The following is a 21,522-nucleotide window of genomic DNA, read 5'->3' as shown; positions in this document are numbered from 1 at the left end:
CTTGGCCTGATGCAATCCCAGATAGTCCTTCCCCCTATTTGAACCATCCGCGCTTCGTGAACCACAGCACCATGCCCGCCCCAAGCAAGAACATGAGCAGCATGACGGCGGGGTAGCCGTACTTCCAGTTGAGCTCGGGCATATTGACGAAGTTCATGCCATAGATGCCGGCGATGAGCGTCAGCGGCATGAAGATGACGGTAATGACCGTCAGCGTCTTCATGATGGCGTTTGCCCGGTTGGAGTTGAGCGAGATGTAGCTGTCGCGCAGGTCGGCGGTCATTTCGCGGTCGGCCTCGATCATGTCGGTCAGCTTGAGCAGATGGTCGTAAATATCGGCAAAATACACCTTATGCTCGCTGTTGTTCTGGACATGCTGGGAGTTGACGACCCGGTACAGCAGATCGCGCATCGGCACGATCGTCCGCCGCAGCTTCAGCAGCCGGCCGCGCAGGTCGAACACCTGGTTCATCAGCTCCTCGACCGACTCTTTGCCGCCGCGGTTCTCCAGGTCGGCCAGCTCATCCTCGATTTTGTACAAACTCGGAAAGTAGCGGTCCACCAGGTGGTCCATGATCGTATAGGCACAGGATACCGGGCCGCGCGCCCAGATTTTGCGGTCATGCGCATGCTGGAGGATCTGCTCCCAGGCGTCGTCGACGACCGGCAGCTCTTTGAGATGAAAGGACACGAGCAGGTCGTGCCCGAGGAAGAGGTCTACCTCATCCACCCCGAGGGTATCGGGATCGAGCGCATGCAGAACGAAGAACTGCAGATCCTCGTACATATCCAGCTTCGGCCGCTGCAGCACATGCATGCAGTCCTCGACCGCCAGCGGGTGAAAATGAAAATACGTATGTAAAAGGGCGGATTCCTCTTCGGTCGGACCGTTGAAATCCACCCACATCCAGGCATAGTCCTCCATCCGGGCTTCTTCCAGCGAAATTCCCGTCAGCACTTCATGGGTATGGGTAATGGCAAGCGTGCGTATCATCGGCGTTCAGCGAAGCTCCCCTCTAGCGGCTTATGTTGCGGCTCCGGCAGAAGCGGAGCACTTTATATGTATGTTCTGATCTATCTTCGTATTGTACAGCATCCGTTCGAATGAAGTCACGCCGGCGATGTTTTTGCGCAACAAAAAAGCCAACCCTTTGACGATTGGCCCCCACTCTACTCCAAATGTATACATCTATATATGATATTTAAGCAAGATTAGAAAAGGATTTTAAAGATAATGCCCGCCAGCACCGCTGAAATCGGAATGGTAATGAACCAGGTGATGACGATTCTTCCGGCCAGCGACCATTTTACTTCGGAAAAGCGCTTCGCGCTGCCCACGCCGAGAATAGCGGACGTAATTGCGTGCGTCGTACTGACTGGCAGGTGTAGGAGCGTTGCCGAGAAAATGACGGAAGCGGACGAGAAGTCTGCCGCAAAGCCGTTGATTGGCTCGATTTTGAAAATTTTCGTGCCCATCGTCTTGATGATTTTCCAGCCGCCGACGGATGTGCCGAGCGCCATCGAGGTCGCCGCAGCGATTTTAACCCAGAGCGGAACTTCGAGCGTCTGCAAACGATCTGACGATACGAGTGCCAGGGTGATGATCCCCATCGCCTTCTGCGCATCGTTCGTGCCGTGCGTGAACGACTGCAGTGCCGCCGTAATGATCTGCATAAACCGGAAGCCTTTATTGACCGTATGCGGACTCCGGCGGGCAAAAATCCACTTCAGAATCGTCATGACGATATAGCCGATCACAAATGCAATCAGAGGGGATAACAACAAACCCTCCACAATTTCCGTAAAGCCGCTCCACTTGATATGGCTTGAGCCTGCTCCGACGTAAACCGCTCCGGCCAGCGCACCGATGAGTGCATGCGACGAGGAGGACGGAATACCGAGCCACCAGGTGACGAGGTTCCAGATGATCGCCGCCAGCAGCGTGGCTATGACGATTTCGAGCCCATTGTCCAGCGTGGAGGGGTCGGTGACACTGCCGCCGATCTTCTTCGCGACGCCCGTGAACATAATTGCGCCGACAAAGTTCATGACCGCAGCCATAATAATCGCCGTCCGCGGCTTCAGCGCCCGTGTCGATACGGACGTGGCGATCGCGTTTGCCGTGTCGTGGAAACCGTTGATGAAGTCAAACGCCAGCGCCAGAATGATGACTATGGTAAGTACAAATAATGATGTCTCCATGTGTCTCCAAAACCCCTTACGAGTTGCTCATAATGATCGATTCCAGCATGTTGGCCACGTCTTCGCAAGCGTCGGTGGTCGTCTCAAGGCGTTCGTAAATTTCCTTGCGCTTGATCAGCTCGATCGGATCGGTCACTTTCGCAAACAGCTCTTTAATACAAATGCGAAGCAGCTCGTCGCCCTGGTTCTCCAGGTCGTTCAGGCGGATCGTATATTCACGCATGGCCAGCAGCTTCTTCTGGGACAGCAGGTGGATCGCTTTCTGAATTTCATAAGCCGACTGACGGAGAATTTCCGCGAATTGCACGATATACTCATCCGGATCCGGGAGATGGTACATGTCGAAACGGGAAGCGCAGGCCTCCAGCCCGTCCATCACATCATCCATGGTGGTTGTCAGGTCCATGATGTCGTCACGTTCGATGGGCGTAATGAATGTCTTGTTGAGTTCTGTAATAATCGTGTGCGTGTAATCGTCACATTGCGACTCGAATCTCTTCATTTCGTTGGCAAAAACAAGCACATCTTGCAGATTGTCCACATGCTGGGCGAAATAATCGGCAGCCTGCACAATCGTATCGGCCATATTCTCCAGGGTTTGGAAAAATATGTCCTTTTTCTTCAATCTCATACGATAACCCCTTTACATAAGTTTGCATAAACACCGCAAAAACATGAGAATGACAACCCTTGTTATCTTATCAATCCGTCCTACGGTTTGTAAAGATAAGCGGCTTTCAATTTTAATGCAATGTAAACTCGCTGCCGAATTTATATATTAAACTTACCCATTCCCTGCCAAAATATCCGGTGGAGTGACAATTCCCGCAAGGATTCGCCATCCTTTCCCTATTTTTCCGTCATTTAAGAAGCTGAAGATGGCTGTCGAAAGATGGCGCATTCGGCACGATGTTAAAATACGTGGTTCCCGGGTAGAGCGGCACCTCTTGGCCGTCTTTTACAAAGCGGATGACATCCCCTTTGGCGCGCACCCACTTGCCCTCCAGCACCTTGCCCCGCTGCAGCAGCACGGCCTTCCCGCCGGAAGATACATCGATGTCCAGCCGGCCCACATCGTCCAGCACCTTCTGGTCGGCACCCAGCACGATGACGTTCGCCGCGGTCAGCTGCTCGTTGTTGTTCAGGTCGATATGCGGCTTGCCGTTAATGAAGCGCTGATAGAGCTTGGTGGCGGCATCATATTTATAGGAAACTTTATAGCTCTGGAGCAAAAAGGTGACGTCGACGCCCGCAGCGTCCTCACCCTCGGGAACGCTGTCGTCCGCCGGATCGTGAAAAGGATACGACTTCAGCTCCACATGCTCTGCGTATCCGCGCTTGTCCGCTCCCTCGCGCAGCTTGTCCGCATTGGAGTACAGATTGTGCGGCGCCTTGCGGCTCTTGTCGCGCCAGAAGTACGGCCCGGCGTTGCTGATCTCGTCCAGGTCCTCCTTGTGCTGGCGCTGGATGATCGCGTAGGCGTCGTTACTGCCCCCGGCGTGCACCAGCACGCCGCCGTAGCTCTCGCCCAGATCGATCAGATACGGGCGGATGCTGCGGATCGGCCCGATCGTCTCCTCGGCGCCCCGGCTCTGGAAGATGCCGATCAGCCGCGTGATGCCGCCCTCAGCCAGCACTTCATAGACGATGTCGGCCTGGCTCAGGCCCGACTGCGGCCGTGCCGCCGGCGCGTTGTTGATCATCACCGCCAGCGGCCTCTTGTCTGCCGGCTGCTCCACCGGCAGACCGGTCAGCGGCGCCGTATAGGCGGCCGGCTCCTGCTCCGCCGCTTCCGGCGGCGCGGTCTCCTCCGGCGCCGGCTCGTCCTGCGCCGGCTGCTGCTCCCCGGCGGCGGGCGGCTGCGGCGCCTCCGCCGCTTTCTCGGTGCAGGCGGCCAAGAGCGAGCCGCTCAGCGTCAGGCACAGCAGCGTGCCTGCCAGCCTCCTCCAGCCTGTACTCCACGTATCGTTCATTCGCTTGGATTCATCCCTTCATCGTAAACTCCCGGTCATCCCCTGCTGTCTTTGTGTGGCTCGTCCACACATACTTTCCTTCCATTTAATCACAAAAGGGCGGCATCTGTCTGTGTTTTCAGGCAGATTGGCGGGCCGACGGACTCGCACTAGCGGGCGTTTGATCCTGATCCCATGCAGATTGACGGACCACACTGCGGCGGACTACAGGCATAACCTGAGAGACACACGAGGGAATGTGCTCCGGGTACGGCTACATTGAAGGTTATTTATTTTTTTCGACTGCTAAAACATCCCGTTTTTCGGATAAATCCAGCTTAGCGTCCGAAGCTTAAACATAACTGAAATCTTTTTTTCGTATTTTGTTGGATGTGTGATGTATATCACAGTTGTTGTGAAATTTTTCACTTATAATAAAGACATCAAGGATGATCATCTTACAAAAGCAACACATCCCAAAGAAATTAAAGGAGTGGAACAAATCATGTTCAACCATTGGCTTAGAAATAACAAAGTAGCAAGCTGGCTGCTGACCATCGTCCGGATCTACCTGGGGTACAGCTGGATCAAGGGCGGTATCGAGAAACTGACCGGAGGCTTCGATGCCGGCGGATTCCTGCAGGGGGCGATTGCCAAAAGTACCGGTGATCACCCGGCCGTTCAAGGCTGGTGGGCAGCCTTCCTGGAACACGCGGCCCTGCCGGGCGTCAAATTCTTCAACGTCCTGATCCCGCTCGGCGAAACGCTGGTCGGCCTGGGGCTGATCCTCGGCACCTTCACCACCTTCGCCGCCCTGATGGGTATGGTGATGAACGCGGCGTTCCTCTTCTCGGGCACCGTAAGCACCAACGCACAAATGCTGCTGCTTGAAATGTTCATCGTCGTCGCTGCCGCCAACGCCGGCCGCATCGGTCTGGACCGCTGGGTACTGCCTTACCTCCGCGGCTTGTTCCACCGGCATCATGACGGCATGGATCCCACGCCGGCACCCGCACCAGGCATGAATGGCAAGAGCAAGGGCGCCGCTTAACTTCAGGAGCAAGCGGACGGCCCGCAACCAGCACCGTCCACTCGGCTGAAGCGCGAATCCCGCGAACAGCCGGATGGACGGAGCGGACCGCCGCTTTCCCCATATACTGCTTTGAACGTTCCCCCGTTCAAACAAGAAACGAGCCGGCAAGGATGCCGGCTCGTTTATATTTTACAGGACTTTCGGCGCTTTGCCGGTCCCCCTTCAAAATGCAATCTTGCTGCAAGCCTTCCGCTCGGGTCAAGACCCGCCGAACATCCAGCAGTTCAGGCTGAGGCTTCCATATTGGTACGTCTGGATCAGCCGTTTGGCCTTCGCCTCGTCGCTCGCTGCGCCCATCGCGTAGAACAGCGGGGCAAAATGCTCGGTCCCGTAGGACGGAACGGCTTCGCGCGCATGCGGTGCTTTTTTGTCGTAGTTAAACAGCTCTTTCAGGTTCCAGGTCTCCAGATTCCGGGCAATCCATTCGTCGAATTCGACCGCCCAGGCTTCCGGTTCATCCGTCTGACTGATCAGCCGCAAGTTATGAACGAGGCCGCCGCTGCCAATGATCAGCACGTTGTCCTGCCGCAGCTCCTTCAGCATCGCGCCAATGGCGTACTGCTCCTCAGGTGAACGCCGTGAATCCACGGACAGCTCAATGACCGGAATGTCCGCGTTCGGGTACATTTTGCTCAGGATGACCCAAGCGCCATGGTCCAGACCGCGTCCCAGAACGGGCTCGTAGTGCAGATTGCCTGCTTCGAACAGGCTGGCGATTCTTTGAGTGACGGCTGCCGACCCCTTAGCCGGGTAGCGGAGCTCGTACATCGCATCAGGAAATCCGTAAAAGTCATGCATCGTATCGTGAGATTCGTCCACTGTCATCGATTGCTCAGGACTGTCCCAATGTGCCGAGAAGACGACGATGGCTTCCGGGGCAGGCAGCTCCCGTCCCAGAGTCTCCAAAAACCGCGAGTACTCGTGATCCTCCAAAGCGAGCATGGGTGAACCGTGGGCTACAAATAGTGCTGGTAATGTCATCGATGTCAACCTCCACACGCCAGTATACGTTGCTGTTTCTATTGTACCGTGTATGCAGAGAGATTTCCAATTTCCGCCCGAACATACGGTCCGCCCGCCTGCCTTGGATCGCCGCCCCGCCTCGTTATCCACGCCTGCCATACCTGGTGTCTGCCTGGGATAACCGAACCTCGTAACGTTCTAGATCATCCAGTGCTGCCATTCCTGTTGAACGGCTTCCTGGTCGTTCAGCCATTCCTTCGTGCAGTGGATTACCTGTCTGCGGTGAGGTCCGGAGGAATACGTATGGTCCGCCTGGAAAATGATCTCCTTGTCGCAGCGGCCCTCGTTGCGCATCCAGAACACCTTTTGATACAGGAACGCATAGTCCACCGGGATGGTGTCGTCCGATGTTCCATGGATGATGAGCACGTCGCCGCCGAACTTCACCGCTTCCTGCAGCGGCTGATACTGTCCGAGCGAGTCGAAGAATCCCGGGGTGAAGTCATAGCCCAGGTAATCCGAGTACCCGGATTTCACCGCGGTGTCGTACACGTCTCTGCCGGTGATTTTCAAAATATCGCTAAGCGGATATCCGACCGACGACCACAGCACCAGGCTTTTGACGCGGCGGTCGCGGACAGCCGTCAGGATGGCCACCACGCCTCCCAGGCTGTGCCCGATCAAGGTGACGCGCGTCGGATCGACATCCACGCAGCTCATGCCGTAATCGAGCACCGTCCGGGTCTGGGCGATCATCGACTCCAGCCCTTCCATCCCGTAGCTCCCGCTGCTCTCGCCGCATCCGGCATAGTCAAAGCGCAGCACCATGTATCCTTCCCGCGCCAGCTCGCGCGCGGTCTTCACGAACAGTCGGTCCACACCGATCCGGCTCCCGACGAACCCGTGGCAGATGATCACCAGTGGGACGCGGTCTTTGCACCGGCCCTCCTTGCCTTCCTGTTTCACCGGATAATGCAGGCTCGCCGCCAGCTCCTCCTGTTCGTGCCGGATCGTAATATTCCGCTCCATCATAACTCCTCCGTCCCCGTAAATTTTATATATTGATAATTCCGATAAGTTTAATGTGATATCGAAATTTATCTTATCACCACGGGGCGGAGAGTGTCAATTGAAAAAGCGGCTTATGCCTCTATTCGTAACTGCGGCGGAACATCGAATGGGTTTCCTCCCGGCCTTCCCAATCGGTCAGCAGGCTGTTCTCCGGACTTACTTCCAGCACGTTCTGCGGATGCCAGCTGCCGTGCTCCTCCCTGGACTCCGGCTCATTAAGCCAGCCGTACGCTTCGATCGGCTCCTCGGCCATTTCGCTCGTGAATGCGCCCGCCGTCCGAGGCCCGATCCCGTTATCTTCGGCTGCCGGACCTACGCCCCGCATGCCGTTGCCGACATCGACCGGGCCAACGCCCCGAAGCTCGTGATCGCTGATGCGATTCGCTTGCCCTGCCTGCTGCCCGGATACAGACAGCTGCCCGCCTTCTTCTCCCTTTGTCCGTGCCTGTTCGGCCGCTGCTTCGGACCCGTTCAGTGACCCCAGCGCGGCCATTTCCACGATCCATCCTCTGCTCTTGCTGTCCCACACATATTTCTGCTTAAAGTTGTCGCTCACGACAAGGTCACCCCCTGGTCAGATTAAAAATTTGGTGCATATTGACCTATTGTCACGCGCAGCCGCGCCGATTATTCGGGGGTCGTTAAATGTTCACAAAATTAAGGGAGACAGGAGACTACTGCTGGGCTGTGGAGCGTTGCTGTGGAGCGTTGCTATGGACCATCGCTGCGCCTCATATCTCCCTTGCCTGCATGGAAAACAGACGCGCGGCAGAAACTAGGTCTACTTATCATTTTTGCGAGGGGATGGATCATCCATGTGGGACCATGTCATGACGTTTGCCCAGGAAAAACCGCTGTCGATCGTCCTGATCGTCTGCGTCATTATCGCCATCATCTATGTGGCGGTGCACTATGAAATGCTCTTTTTCAAGGAATAGAGGGACGGTATCCCTTGAAGGCTGCCTTGCAAACGGCCGGGGCTGTTCCTATACTTGTGGTATATGGAGGAGCGTACAGAATGACGATCAAGCAAATGATTCAAGAAAATAACCGGCTGCGCGAACTTATGACCCCGGCGAACCGGGATTACGTGGAGGACGTCATCATTGCGGTGCGCAGCACCCGCGCCGACCGGCAGCAGGCCGAGAAGAAGCTGCTCGAAGTGGCTTCGGACGTGCTGAAGGCCCAGGAAGCCGGCCGCACGGCATCCCAGCTGTATGGCGAAGATCCGGCGGCCTGTGCCCGCAGCATCGCGGATGCGCTGCCGAAGCGTAAAGCCATCGAGGGAGCCGCCTATTACATCATGATTCCTTGGGCGGCGTTCACGTTTCTGTTTTTGGTCGAGGCGGTGTTCGGACTGGTCGCCGAATGGAGCGGCTATGCAGGGGAACCGATCAATCGGATCAGCCTGCTGGCGCTGATCGTGCTGGCCGCAGGCTCGATTCTGCTGACCGAGCTTGTCACCAAGACCCTGAATAAACCAGGCAGCGATAAGGGCTCCGGCAAGCCCAAGATCGATTTAAAGGCGATCGGGGTGTACTTGATCATCCTGATCATCGTCATGATCATCGGGTTCTCGATGCGGACCATGCTGCCGGTCTTCACTGTCAACCCATGGGTAAGCCTGGTGATCGGATTGGTTGGGCTGGCCGGGCTGCGGTTTATCTTTCTAAGAAGAGGCTGATTCGGCAAACGAGGTTGGCTGGACAAAGCGCCTTGGCCCCATATTTGCGGATAGCCCGAACATAGCGAAAATCCCCTTTAAGCAGGCAGGTGCTGAATGGCAGCGCTACGCTTGCTCGAAGGGGATTTTTCGTTTTAGGCTATTATACGACAGCCTCTAAGATCCACTCATATCCATCCGATAATCATTCCGGCTAACGCACCGGCAAGAACGACAACCCAAGGCGGGAGCTTCCAGAAGACAAGCAGGATAAATAACAATAGAGCCAAGGCAAAATCAACCCGTGCCGTAATGGCCGTCGTCCAGATCGGAACATAGAATGCCGCTAACAAGATGCCGACCACGGCAGCGTTAATCCCAATTAGCGCACCTTGCACCCTGGGGCTGTTTCGGAGGCCGTTCCAAAACGGCAGCGCTCCGGCAACCAGCAAAAAAGCAGGCAGGAAGATCGCCACTGTCGCAACAATTGCACCAGTTATGCCGCCGGACATCGCCCCGAGGTACCCTGCGAAAGTAAACAGCGGGCCGGGAACGGCCTGTGCCGCCCCATAACCGGCAAGGAAGTCTTCCGGACTTACCCAGCCCGTCGGCACAACCTCGCGCTCCAGCAAAGGCAGTACGACATGTCCGCCGCCGAAAACCAATGACCCCGAGCGGTAGAAGCTGTCGAACAGGGCCAGCCATTGGATGTCAAACGTTTGTCTTAAGAGCGGCAGCGCAGCGAGTAGGCCGAAAAACAGAACAAGGCAGCCGATCGCGAAAGGTTTGCCCACCGGCATCCGCAGACTTTGGCTGCCAGGATCCGGACCCTTCTTGTACAGCCACAGCCCGATTATACCCGCGGCGGCAATGATCAGCACTTGAGTATAGGCTGTCGGCCATAGTAACACAAGTGCAGCAGCGCAAACGGCGATCGTGACCCGGGATCGGTCCGGAGTCAGCTTTTGGCCCATGCCCAGCACAGCCTGGGCGACAATAGCGACCGCCACGATTTTAAGCCCATGAATCCAGCCTGCATTCGCGATATCGAAACCTTGAAGCAATAAGGCGAACAGAACCAACACGATCACGGAAGGCAGCGTAAAGCCTAACCAGGCCATCATACCGCCCCACAGGCCCGCCCGGAGGATGCCAATCCCGATGCCGACCTGGCTGCTTGCCGGACCGGGCAAGAACTGGCAGAGGGCCACAAGATCCGCATAGGCTTTTTCGTCCATCCACTTCCTGCGCCGGACGTATTCGTCATGGAAGTAACCCAGGTGGGCAATCGGACCGCCAAAGGAGGTCAGGCCTAATTTGGTGGAGACGCGAAGCACCTCCCAGAGTGATCCTGATTTTGCATTGGTAGCTTCTAAGGTTTGTTGTGGTTCAGGGTTCAAGCCAATCGCTCCCTAGCGTTATTTTTGGGGTGCTTGCTTCCGGCAAATCAAATCCATCATACACGTTATATGTTGCATGTAGATTAATGGAGTATCAAAAGATTCGAAACAAGCGAGAAAATATACGAATCCCTGATATTTAGTTCTATGCAGTACTGTGAAATTCCCCTGTCTCCAAAATCCATCGCTAAAAGTTTACAAGTCGGAAACAAGTTGAGATCAAAGCGAAACAACCTTCGGGTAATATGTTCATATACCAAACAGGAGGTTGAACACACCTATGAAAAAAACAGTTACCGCGGCCACAGCCGCTGCCCTTATGATTGCCCTTACCCTGCAAACCGGAGCCGGAGCGGTTCATGCAGCCACCGCGCAGCCTGCCGCTTACAAATCGGCAGTTTCTGCCGCCGTCTCGGCCAAAACGAAGCACGCCAACGCCATTTACAACCACATGATGGAGCTGCTGAAGAAACCGGCGAAGCAGGCGGAAGCACTTGCCTACATGGAGAAAAACATTTATCAAGTAACACCGTATCAAGCCATGCTGATGGCTCTCAAGATGGAGAATGCCGAAAACGCCAATCTGGAAGCATGGAACCAGAAATTTTACAAAGACAATGTACAGCGCAGCCTCATGAAGCTGATGAAGGAAGGCGACGACCTGACTTCCCTGATCAATAAGACGAGCGACAAAAACCTGAAAGCCCTCTTCAAAGGCGCCCGCGACAGCGGCTATCGTCTCGAAACGGCTGAAGGTATGTTCTACCTGGTGCTGGACTACCCGCGCTTCCAGAAGGTTCGCCCTTACGTAACCAACGATATCAAGAGCTATATCGATATCATGACGGCGGAGACGAAGAACCGCTTTGCCAACGACGCAGCGCTGTCGATCAGCTGGCAGGAAGTCATCAAGCGTGCCCAGACTCAGGAAGCATTCGTGAAGTCGTATCCGAAATCCAACCGTGTGACCCAGGTCAAAGCGCTGTACCAGCTGTACCTGTCCATCAGCATGAACGGCCTCAACAACACGCCGATGTTCGACTATGACAGCAAGAAAATCGATCCGAATGCCAAAGCCGCGCTGGAAGCTGCCGTCAGCAAAGGAAACCCGGCCGCGAGCGGCTACCTGAAACGCATCAAGGGATTCCTTGACGTCGTGAACAAAAACAAAGACACCCTGACGCCAGAAGTCCGGAACTACATCAATTCCGCGCTGAAATAATGCCGTTCGTTCATCAGACGAAACTTTTATCGGCTGAATCATCAACCGGATAAAAAATCGTCTATCAACGTACATTCTTTGAAGCTGTTCCTTTGTCATATTTAAAAATAGAAAAGGGAGACCGCTGCGATGGTTGCAGGCCTCCCTTTTTGTCGTTTTGGCGGGCGGAAGCGGATTGCTCCCACGTTGGCACGGTGCACCAAGGGGCGAAAATATCAGCATCCGCCGCCGGCGATCGGCCGCTCTATTAAATCAGCATGTTATACAGGCTGGAATCCTTGTTCAGCTCCGTATATTTGAGACCTTTCCGATTCATGCGCTCGATGAGCGGCTCATAATCCTCGCGGCTGTTCAGCTCGATGCCGACGAGCGCCGGTCCGTTCTCTTTGTTGTGCTTTTTCGTATATTCGAAGTTGGTGATGTCGTCTCCCGGCCCGAGCACGTCCTCCAGAAATTCGCGGAGCGCGCCGGAGCGCTGCGGGAAATTGATCATAAAATAGTGCTTGATGCCTTCGTACATGAGCGAGCGCTCCTTGATCTCCTGCATCCGGTCGATGTCGTTGTTACCGCCGCTGATGATGCAGACGACCGTCTTGCCGCGGATTTCATCCCGGTACAGGTCCAGCGCCGCCACCGGCAGTGAGCCTGCGGGCTCGACGACGATTGCATTTTCGTTGTACAGCTCCAGGATGGCCGTGCAGGCTTTGCCTTCCGGCACTTTGACGACGTCGTCCAGCAGGCGCGAGCAGATGTCGTACGGGGTGTCGCCCACCCTTTTCACGGCTGCTCCGTCGACGAACTTGTCGATCTCGTCCAAGGTGACGACGCCCTTCTGAGCCAGCGCCTCGCTCATTGATGCTGCGCCTTCCGGCTCGACGCCGATCACTTTGGTCGCGGGACTGACCGTCTTGATATACGTCGCCACGCCTGCCGCAAGTCCGCCGCCGCCAATGGTGACAAATACATGGTCTGCAGCCGAATCCAGACTTTCCATCACTTCCATCGCAATCGTGCCGTTCCCTGCAATGATCTTAGGCTCGTCAAACGGATGGATAAACGTCATGCCATCGCGGTCGCAGGCCTTGATCGCCTCTGCGTAGGCATCGTCAAACGTGTCTCCGGTCAGAATGACTTCCACGTTGCTGCCGCCAAAGCGCTTGACCTGCTTCACCTTCTGGTTCGGGGTCGTGCTCGGCATGTAGATTTTCCCGTGAATATTCAGCGCATGGCACGAAAAGGCCACACCCTGCGCATGGTTGCCTGCACTCGCGCATACGATCCCCTTCGCCAGCTCCTCCGGCGACAGGCTGCGGATCATATTGTAGGCCCCGCGGATCTTGAAGGAACGCACGACCTGCAGATCCTCCCTTTTCAAAAACACGTTGCATTCGTATCTCGCCGACAGGACCGGATCCCGCTGCAGCGGCGTCCGAACGATAACTTCCCGCAGCACGTGATGTGCCCGGACGATATCTTCCATGCTGACGGTGCGGGGCTTGTCTGCCGCGCTTTCTCTTTCAGCGTTCATGACGGTGACTCCTTCGGCCCCAGCTGAAGGCTGGGCCTGCGTTTCCTTACCGGTATCTTTCATCTCTTGTTCTCTCCTCACTCCGCTAGCCCTCTTTTTAAACGGACGTTTTTATATTACTCAGTAACTTAACGCTTTTACGGCTTTTTTTCAAGAGGCTCTCTCCCGGCAGGCACCTATTTTTGAAGATTATAGAATTTATAAAATTCAGCGAAGCTGAACCATTCTATACTCGCAAGAAAAACTTCAGCTAACCGCGGTCTGTCTTCTTTGAAAGTACGTCGATAGACGTTTTTCTTATTGCGTTTTTCCCTAATTGCGCCAACAGCCGGTTTGATAGCAAAAAAAGCCCTCCCACCCGCTTCGCGGTGGAAAGGCCATCAGCTACTGTTTTCCGGAAAGCCAATCGGTGAGCATGTCGACATCGGAGGCCGAAGCATGCCGCAGCGAAACTTTGTCTCCGGATTTACCGGACGCTACCGCCACTTTCAGCGTGGCCAGCTCTTTTCCCGCCTGGAATGGAGTCTGCGAGGTTTTGTGCCACTGTACCTTGGAAATCGGAATCAGCACGGTTTTCTCGGAAAAGCTCCCATAGCGGATGTGAAGCTGGTTCTCCTCCCTGCTCCAAGCCGCCCTCCGGTATTCCAATGAAGACGCTGCCCAGGCAAAGAGGGGAAGAACCCATGCAAGCCACCGCCACACGCCGGGCGCGAGCAACCAGGCGGCTGCCGCCAGGATGATACAGATGAGAACCGGCAGCACGGTGTAAGAACGGTAAGATTTACGGCTGACCGGGTTCCAGGTCTGCGGCAGGCGGAAGCCGGGCAGAAACGCTGCCAGCCGCAGAGGAAGCTCGTCATAACGGACAAGCGGAAACAAATCGACGGCCTTTTTCTCCTCATCCGAGCTGCCTGCGATGACCATCCGAACCGAAGCCCGGCGAAGCAGCTTGTGCAGCGGGTTCTGGGTGATGCGGATCGCCTGAATCCGGTGCGGCTTGATGACGGTTCTTTTCTTTTCCAATAAGCCCCGCTCGATGGTTAACGTACGGCCCTCGGCCTCAACCCGAAAGCCATACTCCAGTAAGAAGGCGCCTGCAAACGCGAGCAGCCAGGAAAGGATCGCAAGGATGACGACGAGTCCCGGGATTCCGAGGACCATTAGCCGCGGGGACAGCTGATCCCAAATCGGCGTATCCCTCACCCATTCATCCCACAGCTTCAAGCCTCCCCCTACGATCACCATCCAGAGGATCGAGAATTTGCCGCTCGTTGTACTTAAGATCAGCGTTTGGCCCAGTGACAGCCGCATGCTGTTCAGGGGAGTAGCGTTCGGCCGTTCTGCGTGAACGGGGGAATCGCCGGACGTGTCAGACACCGCCTTCTCCGGGTCTGCCATGCCGATCTCTCGCTGAATCCGGGCGGCTTCCGCGGCAGAAATCGAACTGAGCACGGCCTCCGGCTCTTCTTCACCCCCGGACGTCTCCATTTCCAGGCGAACGAGCCCGAACATTCGATCATACAGGCTGACTGTGATATTCAGAGACTGAATGCGTTCTTTGGTGATCCATAGTTTTCGGCGGACCCACAGCCCGTGTTCCATATAAAGGACGCCGTCCTCCACCCGGTACACAAAACGGCGCCAGCGCAGCCAAGCGAATACGATCAGCATGACCGCAGCCGCCGCAATAACGCAACCGGTCAGCACGACGCGGTCGATCTCTTTTCCAAATACGCGATGGATCAGAAAAATACAGAATGGAATCAAAGGCAGCAAGCCCGCCAGTTCCTTCCCGGAATGAATCAGAAAGTACAGAATGGATACGGGATGCAGCCGCCGGTTGGCCGGCAAGGGTCCTGGATTAGAGTTCACCGTCCGTCCCTCCTGCCCAATCCGAAATCTGCTTGCGGATATTCTCAGCTTCGTGCTCTGACAATGCAGGAATGCGATGGCTGCCGGCTGCGGTGGAGAACGTGACGGTGGACAGTCCATAGATTTTCTGGATCGGCCCTTGCTTGGAATCCACATGCTGAATACGCACCATCGGGATCAACGTTTTCCTGCGCACCCAGACGCCGTGATTCAGCTCTACGTTCTTTTCCGTAATCTCATATCGCCAGAACCGGTACAGCAAACCGGGCAGCACCGCCAGCTCAAGCACGATAAACAACAGGACGGCGGCCGCACTCCATCCTGCAATCCAGACGGGCCAGCTGTATGCCATTGTCAGCCATAGAAGCGCGATAATCAGCACGACACTGATCGCGCTGGCGATCCACCCTTCCATTCTTCGCGCTTTCACCGCCCTCGGATCGATCCGTTTCATAACCGCTCTCCTCCTTCCGCAGACGAATCCGCTGGATGAGAGGGACGGTGGACGGCCGATAGAAACAGGTCGGCAAGTTCCACCGCGTATCCCGAAAGGTCCAGGCCGGGATTGACGAGCAGCTGGCTTGCGACGCCGTCAATGGCGCTGCGGATGGCCGCTGCAGTAACACGAGCGGAGCGTTCGGTAAACGGCTTGAACTCCCCGGCTTCCTGTCCCCATCGCAATATTTCGATAAGAGGTTCCAGGATCAAGTCATCGGCGGCTCCTCCGAATCGAAGCTTTCCGTCCGCTGTGCGCGCATTCGTGACAACTTCCGTTAAAGCTACAATATAGTCACGGTGCCCGCCCATAAATTCCAGGTTCGATTCGATATAGGCCTTCAGCATGCCGCCTGGTGTCGTTTGTCCCTCGACTCGTGGAGACATGAAGCGTGCTCCGGCATCAAAGACCTCATGGACGATTTGCTCCATCAACTCATCCTTGCTGGCGAAGTGGTAGGTGAACACGCCCTTGCTTACACTGGCACGCTTGACGATTTGTCCCACCGAGGCCTGGGCGTAACCAAGCTCGGCAATCGTATGGATCGCGACCTCCACGATTTGCTGCCTTCTCTTCGATTGTTCCATAGACTCCCCCGCCCCCTATTGGAGTTCACCTGCTTCGTAGATTCTAAGAATCGTACGACTGTACTAATTAGTTTAGTACGGGTGTACTAATTTGTCAATATCCAAACGGTTGAGGCAGCATGGAACCGCCAGAAAATTGGTGACTGGGGCAACTGAGGGCCTATACAGCTTGAAGAACTCACTATCATGATGCATGAAATGTGTGTATTTGTTTTGATGGGTAAGCATAAAAAAGGCCCCCTTAAATGGGCCTTTTCTAGATCTTTTATTCTCAGGTTAAACGTTACGTTAGCTCAGGTGATGCGAATGAACATTTCGTTTGGTGAAGTACTAACCTTCGGGATTTTCCTGGTAGCGTTACTCACTTACATCGATAAACGAAAATAACCCACTCTTAAGGTCGGCACCTAAGTGGGTTATTTTCAAGGTCAAGCTTGATCCTGGAGGGAAATCCCACTCAAGATGTTTGTGCTAGGGAGTAGCCTGGGCCGGCTGCTCCTTATTTATTGTTATCTTAGCATACGGCAAGATATACCACAAGCTATGCAAATTGAAAAATATGGCTTATTCTTGCACCTGCCGGATCAGACGGTCCCGGAGCTCATCCGCCAGCTTGATCGACGCCGTATCATGGATAACCGTCCCCGGCCGATTCCCCTCGCCCAGGATATAGCCCCCGAACTTCATTCCGAAGAAGCCAAAGATATACTGAAACTGCTGAATCAGCGGCAGTCCTTTCAGCTGTGGATCGTCGCCACCGACCGCAATCACATAAGCGGTTTTGGACTTCATCGATTCCCGGAAATGCGGGCGCTGATCGTCCCTGAGCGTTTGGGACCAGCGATCGATAAAGTTTTTCATATGACCCGACATGCCGTACCAATACACCGGCGTGGCAAAAATCACGGTATCCGCGGCCAGCACGCGGTCAATCAGCCCGTTGTAATCGTCGCCCACGTCCTGAAACCCCTGCTCGGTATGTCGAAGATCCTCAATCGGTTGAACGGTATACTCTTTCAGCACAATCCGGTCCACGCCTGCAAATCCCCGGACGACCCGCTCGGTCAGAAGCTCCGTATTCCCTTCTGGACGCGTACCCCCATAAATGACAGCGATGCTCATCGTATTTCACTCCTTGACGTTTAAAATGGAGCCATCCCCATTCAGGACTGCTCACTCCACCATTTTTTTGACCGTATTCGTAACATGGCCACGATCCCATAATACAGTGGAATCAGCTCGATAAAAATCCACACCAGCACCGTAATAAAGGAAAAATAATGCTTCTGGTAGACAGACAAGTGGTAGGCGTAATAAAACGCAATCCCCGCCGAAACGAGCGTCAGCGAAGGGACGATGATTCCCTCTCCTTTTCCTTTCGTAAAATAGGACATGCACTTGGTTCCGGCATATATCAAAAAAGAGCAATGGATCAGCATCGAAGCCGTCCATACCCCGATCATAAACGGGGCGGAGTTTTCCAACAGGCCATCGTCTATTTTACCTCGGATAATTTCGAGGAATGGATATTGGATCTGCTTGGCATAATGCGGACTGAAATTAAGCAGCGTAAACATCCAGCCTGACAACAAGACTAAGGAATTTCCAACCGATGCAACCGCCAGCTTGGCGAACGTCCCTTTGCCGAATGTAAATTCCGGAGCAAGAAACAGGAAGACCACCCACTCGCTCACGACCGAAAACGTAGCCATTGTATTTCTGGAAAAAGTAGGCAGGTCAAAGTAATGAAAAAAAGCCGGAAGCATCTGCACACTGGCGTTTTCAGCATAAAAATAGGTGATCAGCAGCGTGGTTGCAAAGATCAGCAAAAAAAGGCCCTCCGACATGTACACAAGCGTCCTTGCCCCCAACTGGACAACGTAGAGGATCACGAGGCTGATGATAAGCTGGATGAACCAGGGCGGGGTTCCTTTCAAGTAATTGGTCCCGAAAAACAAGACGAAGCTTTGGATATCGTAGGAGGCGTAGTACACCGTCCATGCAAGCAGCATAACAACGAAGGCTCCATGTATCCCTTTACCCATAATTCGGTTTCCGAAGGTGACCCAGGAGGAAGCCGGCTGAAGCTTGCCGACATAGACCATATAGAACAAAATGATGAAGCCCAGGAGGGAACCGAACACGATGCCCGCAATTCCTTGATAGCTAGACGTGGATACGAGCTCTGGAATAAGGAAGATGGACGCCTGGGAGTTAAAATAGACAAAGGCAAATCGGGCCAACCTCCAGTTGTTGTTTGAAGTCATTTTGCCTCGCTCCCCTTCTCAATATTCTTTCCCGTAATCGTCCAGGCTCAACTTGGTAACTACGCGTACCTCGGCATCCTTCTTATAGTGTTCCGGCCATTTGCCTTTCACCTGCTGCCAGTACTGCGGGGCGTTCCACTCCAGGAGAAACCCGAGCTGAAGCACATCGGCTCCGATTTGTTGAGAGTAGACAATGCTCTTCCTGAAGTCTTCGGAGACGGTTTCTCTCATTTGGTTCATGATGGTTCCGCTGATGTCCTTCACGTCGCGGTGAGAAGCGTCCTTTTTGGCTATGATGCTGGCCCTGCCTTTGAGATGAACCGTGAACACCGGGCCGTTTGGGGTCATTCTGACCGAAGTTTTACCGTTCGTATAAGTGAATTTAAGATCAGCTTTGCTCTTGCCGTGATCCCATTGAACGGAATAAATCGGAAATTTGAGATGCCCGTGGGCCCAGGCGATCGTTTTGGCTTCTTCATAGGGGAGCGTGCCCTTCAATCGGCCTTGCTGAAACAAAGCCGCCCCTTTAATCCCCGTCCACGTTTCGCTTTTATGAGCATCGGCGGCCGAATGGATCTTGTCGTTCTGCAATAAGGTGGCGGCGTATCCCAAGCCTGCCGCGTCCGCGACGATACAGTCCCTGATGGTCGTATTCAGCATATAACCTTGGGTGGCGAAGCTTAGCAGCACCGTGGTGGGCAGCTGTTCAAAAATCGGCGTCAGGTGTGCGGCATCATCCAGCTTACCGGAAGCAACCAACAAGTATGCCCCGATCGGGACATCGGGCTCCCTCTTGATCCATTCCAGTAGATCGCCGATGCCCTGCTCGCCGTATTGCTCGCTGATCATCACGACTTTGATTTCGGACAGGCTGAGCTGGCGCGACAAATCTTTGTGGATATATTCCAGCGCCTTGCCGATGCTCGTGGATTGCTTGGTGATCAAGGAGTAGGGCTTATCCTTGCCGCCTCCCCCGCCGCTTAACTGGTCCGAATCCAGGCGGTTGGTCAGAGGCGTGCTGATCGAGACCTTCACCGTTCCGGGTTCTTCGCCGACATCGATAAACACCCCGTTTACGAAAATACGCTGATCCAGCTCGACTTTGGACCAGCATCCAGTGATGCTGCACAATATGATGGCTATCAGCCCAATTTTCAGAAGTATCGTTTTCATAGAAATGGATTATCTCCTCCGATGCCGGATTCTCGAAAAGGCGCTGCTGCGTTTGTTCATCAAAGGTGATGACAGCCGCAACAGCGTGTCTTTCCAATCGGACAGGACGAGCGGTGCGACCGGCTGCAAATATGGGGCTCCAAAGGACCTTAAGTGCACCAGATGCGCGTACAGAACAAAAGTACCTGCGAATATTCCGATCAGCCCCATCGAACCGCCTAAAATGAGAAACGGGAAACGGAGCATCCGAAAGATAAGCCCCAGTTCCAGATGGGGAATGATATAAGATGCCACCCCGGTGATCGAAACGACGATAACCATGGGAGCGGAGACGATGCCTGCCTGAACGGCGGCCTGGCCAATGACGATCCCCCCGATGATCGAGACCGTCTGGCCGACAGGCTTCGGAATTCTCATGCCCGCCTCCCGCAGCGCTTCAAAGGTCAGCTCCATAAGCAGCGCTTCCGTTAATGCCGAGAACGGAATGCGTTCACGGGCGGATGCGATCGTAATCAGCAGATGAGCCGGCAGGACTTGAGGATGGAATGTCGTAATCGCTACGTATAATGAAGGCAATAAGATCGACAACAGCGAAAAAGCGAATCGGACCATGCGAATCCAGCTGGCTGCAAAGGGACTCTGAAAATAATCCTCCGAGGCCTGCAATAACGAAAACAAGGTGACCGGAGCGATCACAGCATTGGGTGCCCCATCCATCAAAATGCAGACGCGCCCCTCGAGCAAAGAGGCTGCAACGGCATCAGGCCGCTCCGTATATTGAAATATCGGAAACGGCGTGGAGCTTTCCTTGAAATGTTCCACTACATAACCAATGCCGAAAATCCCATCGATGGATAGGCTTTGCAGCTTGCTGTCGATTTCGGCTAACACTTCGTTTTTGGGCATTCCCTCGATATAAACCACATAAACCAGCGTGTTGGTATATTCGCCGATGGTATATTCCTTCATCTTCAGTTTCGGATGCCGGATCTTATGGCGCAGCAGGGACAGGTTGCTCTGAATATCCTCGATAAAAGCCTCTTGCGGACCCGTAACGACCAATTCGTTTTGCGATTCCGCAATCGATCTTTTCTGGTACTGTACGGTGTCAAAATAATAAAAATCGTCCGTTTGATCCACATGCAGGACGGCCTTCCCTTGTACGACCAGAACGGGGGCCTCTTCGGGGTCGGAAATGGCATGATAGACGACCGGAAACGCGGTTCCTTGCTGCAGGTTACGGCGAAAAGCATCCCAACTCCCCGTCCGGCTTTCGGCCAGCAAAAAACGGGCGATGTTCTTTTGAAGCATCGCTTGGTCTACAATGGAAGGTATATAAAATAACGTACAAGTTCTACCGTCAATGAGAAATGGCTGGCAAACCAGATCCGGGGAATCCTTCAGCTGCTGTTTGAGGATATCCAGTGCGGTTCCCTTCATAGTTTCTCACCTCTTTGTACGATGATCGGTTCTCATATCATGCCAGAAATGGAGTCAAATTATTCCTTCATGGTGACAATCAAGCTGTCACCAATGCATGGCTATAATCAAAAGTACAAGCAGAAGACATCGCACACACTTGAATCCAAAAAGGAGGATGTAACACGATGAAGCCAAGTATATCCGTTTTGACCCTGGGAGTAGACGACTTGGAAAGGGCGCTGGCCTTTTACCGGGATGGCCTGGGGCTACCTACGGAAGGCATTATTGGAACAGAGTTTGAGCACGGCGCGGTCGCATTCTTTGACCTTCAAGCCGGGGTGAAGCTGGCTGTCTGGAAAAGAGACGACCTCGTCCACGACGCCAACATCGAGCGCACGGCCCCCAGCAGTGCGGAGTTTACGATCGGCCACAACGTGACCAGCAAGGAAGAGGTCGATCAAGTGATGGAACAGGCGCGTCAGGCGGGAGCTACCATTACCTCACCCGCGCACGACACGTTCTGGGGAGGGTACTCCGGTTATTTTCAGGACCCTGACGGGCACCTGTGGGAAATCGTCTGGAATCCCGCTTGGGAGTTTCCAGAGGAGTAA

General features: G+C 54.4%; 21 protein-coding genes. 5 read left to right on the top strand and 16 right to left on the bottom strand.

Features of this window, described 5'->3' with window-relative positions; genetic code table 11:
• Nucleotides 1–34: 34 nt before the first annotated feature.
• From corA to C7820_RS26625, 4 genes are all read right to left on the bottom strand, one after another.
• The gene (corA, locus tag C7820_RS26640; protein WP_076176783.1) at nt 35–994 is read right to left on the bottom strand and encodes a magnesium/cobalt transporter CorA; all 960 of its coding nucleotides are present in this window, start codon (nt 992–994) and stop codon (nt 35–37) included.
• 218 nt (nt 995–1,212) lie between these two features.
• Entirely contained in the window at nt 1,213–2,202 is a 990-nt protein-coding gene (locus tag C7820_RS26635; protein ID WP_116233603.1) for an inorganic phosphate transporter, read from the bottom strand.
• A 16-nt stretch (nt 2,203–2,218) separates the two neighbouring features.
• A complete protein-coding gene (locus tag C7820_RS26630; protein WP_076176785.1) occupies nt 2,219–2,833 on the bottom strand; it encodes a DUF47 domain-containing protein in 615 nt (204 codons plus the stop codon).
• 229 nt (nt 2,834–3,062) lie between these two features.
• On the bottom strand, nt 3,063–4,175 hold the full coding sequence (locus tag C7820_RS26625; protein ID WP_116233602.1) for a DUF3048 domain-containing protein: 1,113 nt from the start codon (nt 4,173–4,175) through the stop codon (nt 3,063–3,065).
• Nucleotides 4,176–4,659: 484 nt separating this feature from the next.
• Between C7820_RS26625 and C7820_RS26620 the strand changes: the two genes are divergently transcribed.
• Complete coding sequence (locus C7820_RS26620; RefSeq protein ID WP_116233934.1) at nt 4,660–5,205, top strand: DoxX family protein; 546 nt, start codon at nt 4,660–4,662, stop codon at nt 5,203–5,205.
• 240 nt (nt 5,206–5,445) lie between these two features.
• Here C7820_RS26620 and C7820_RS26615 read toward each other — a convergent pair whose 3' ends face one another.
• From C7820_RS26615 to C7820_RS26605, 3 genes are all read right to left on the bottom strand, one after another.
• Entirely contained in the window at nt 5,446–6,228 is a 783-nt protein-coding gene (locus C7820_RS26615) for a DODA-type extradiol aromatic ring-opening family dioxygenase (RefSeq protein WP_116233601.1), read from the bottom strand.
• Nucleotides 6,229–6,408: 180 nt separating this feature from the next.
• The gene (locus C7820_RS26610; protein WP_116233600.1) at nt 6,409–7,239 is read right to left on the bottom strand and encodes an alpha/beta hydrolase; all 831 of its coding nucleotides are present in this window, start codon (nt 7,237–7,239) and stop codon (nt 6,409–6,411) included.
• 121 nt (nt 7,240–7,360) lie between these two features.
• The gene (locus C7820_RS26605) at nt 7,361–7,837 is read right to left on the bottom strand and encodes a hypothetical protein (protein WP_116233599.1); all 477 of its coding nucleotides are present in this window, start codon (nt 7,835–7,837) and stop codon (nt 7,361–7,363) included.
• A 259-nt stretch (nt 7,838–8,096) separates the two neighbouring features.
• Between C7820_RS26605 and C7820_RS33930 the strand changes: the two genes are divergently transcribed.
• Complete coding sequence (locus tag C7820_RS33930) at nt 8,097–8,219, top strand: hypothetical protein (protein WP_256992987.1); 123 nt, start codon at nt 8,097–8,099, stop codon at nt 8,217–8,219.
• Nucleotides 8,220–8,299: 80 nt separating this feature from the next.
• Nucleotides 8,300–8,965: a DUF1129 family protein gene (locus tag C7820_RS26600; RefSeq protein WP_116233598.1), complete on the top strand. Its 666-nt coding sequence runs from the start codon at nt 8,300–8,302 to the stop codon at nt 8,963–8,965.
• A gap of 167 nt (nt 8,966–9,132) precedes the next feature.
• On the opposite strand, the gene C7820_RS26595 is transcribed toward C7820_RS26600, so the two are convergent.
• A complete protein-coding gene (locus C7820_RS26595) occupies nt 9,133–10,344 on the bottom strand; it encodes a chromate transporter (protein WP_116233597.1) in 1,212 nt (403 codons plus the stop codon).
• A 280-nt stretch (nt 10,345–10,624) separates the two neighbouring features.
• Here C7820_RS26595 and C7820_RS26590 point away from each other — a divergent pair, with 280 nt between their 5' ends.
• Nucleotides 10,625–11,566, top strand: coding sequence for a hypothetical protein (locus C7820_RS26590; protein ID WP_116233596.1), 942 nt, complete (start codon nt 10,625–10,627; stop codon nt 11,564–11,566).
• Between the two features lie 247 nt (nt 11,567–11,813).
• Here the strand turns inward: C7820_RS26590 and ilvA are convergent, their stop codons facing one another.
• The 8 genes from ilvA to C7820_RS26545 form a co-directional block, all read right to left on the bottom strand.
• Nucleotides 11,814–13,094: a threonine ammonia-lyase IlvA gene (gene ilvA / locus C7820_RS26585; RefSeq protein WP_116233933.1), complete on the bottom strand. Its 1,281-nt coding sequence runs from the start codon at nt 13,092–13,094 to the stop codon at nt 11,814–11,816.
• A 384-nt stretch (nt 13,095–13,478) separates the two neighbouring features.
• Nucleotides 13,479–14,966 carry a PH domain-containing protein gene (locus C7820_RS26580; protein ID WP_181909209.1) on the bottom strand — a complete coding sequence of 496 codons (1,488 nt, stop codon included), beginning with the start codon at nt 14,964–14,966 and terminating at the stop codon, nt 13,479–13,481.
• Nucleotides 14,956–15,420 carry a PH domain-containing protein gene (locus tag C7820_RS26575; RefSeq protein WP_116233594.1) on the bottom strand — a complete coding sequence of 155 codons (465 nt, stop codon included), beginning with the start codon at nt 15,418–15,420 and terminating at the stop codon, nt 14,956–14,958. Before C7820_RS26575 ends, C7820_RS26580 begins: the two co-directional genes overlap by 11 nt.
• Entirely contained in the window at nt 15,417–16,049 is a 633-nt protein-coding gene (locus C7820_RS26570; protein ID WP_116233593.1) for a TetR/AcrR family transcriptional regulator, read from the bottom strand. The genes C7820_RS26575 and C7820_RS26570 overlap by 4 nt, the downstream gene beginning before the upstream one ends.
• Nucleotides 16,050–16,613: 564 nt before the next feature.
• A complete protein-coding gene (locus C7820_RS26560) occupies nt 16,614–17,171 on the bottom strand; it encodes a flavodoxin family protein (protein ID WP_116233591.1) in 558 nt (185 codons plus the stop codon).
• 41 nt (nt 17,172–17,212) lie between these two features.
• Nucleotides 17,213–18,316, bottom strand: a complete 1,104-nt coding sequence (locus tag C7820_RS26555) for a GerAB/ArcD/ProY family transporter (RefSeq protein WP_116233590.1) — start codon at nt 18,314–18,316, stop codon at nt 17,213–17,215.
• Nucleotides 18,317–18,334: 18 nt separating this feature from the next.
• Nucleotides 18,335–19,489, bottom strand: a complete 1,155-nt coding sequence (locus tag C7820_RS26550; RefSeq protein WP_116233589.1) for a Ger(x)C family spore germination protein — start codon at nt 19,487–19,489, stop codon at nt 18,335–18,337.
• Between the two features lie 9 nt (nt 19,490–19,498).
• On the bottom strand, nt 19,499–20,929 hold the full coding sequence (locus tag C7820_RS26545) for a spore germination protein (RefSeq protein WP_116233588.1): 1,431 nt from the start codon (nt 20,927–20,929) through the stop codon (nt 19,499–19,501).
• Nucleotides 20,930–21,096: 167 nt separating this feature from the next.
• Between C7820_RS26545 and C7820_RS26540 the strand changes: the two genes are divergently transcribed.
• The gene (locus C7820_RS26540) at nt 21,097–21,522 is read left to right on the top strand and encodes a VOC family protein (RefSeq protein ID WP_105442477.1); all 426 of its coding nucleotides are present in this window, start codon (nt 21,097–21,099) and stop codon (nt 21,520–21,522) included.

Origin of the sequence: Paenibacillus sp. VMFN-D1, from assembly GCF_003386155.1 — a bacterium.
GTDB lineage: Bacteria > Bacillota > Bacilli > Paenibacillales > Paenibacillaceae > Paenibacillus_AQ > Paenibacillus_AQ favisporus.
The sequence above is the reverse complement of the archived record's forward strand: the minus strand, read 5'-3'. Positions and strand labels throughout refer to the sequence as shown.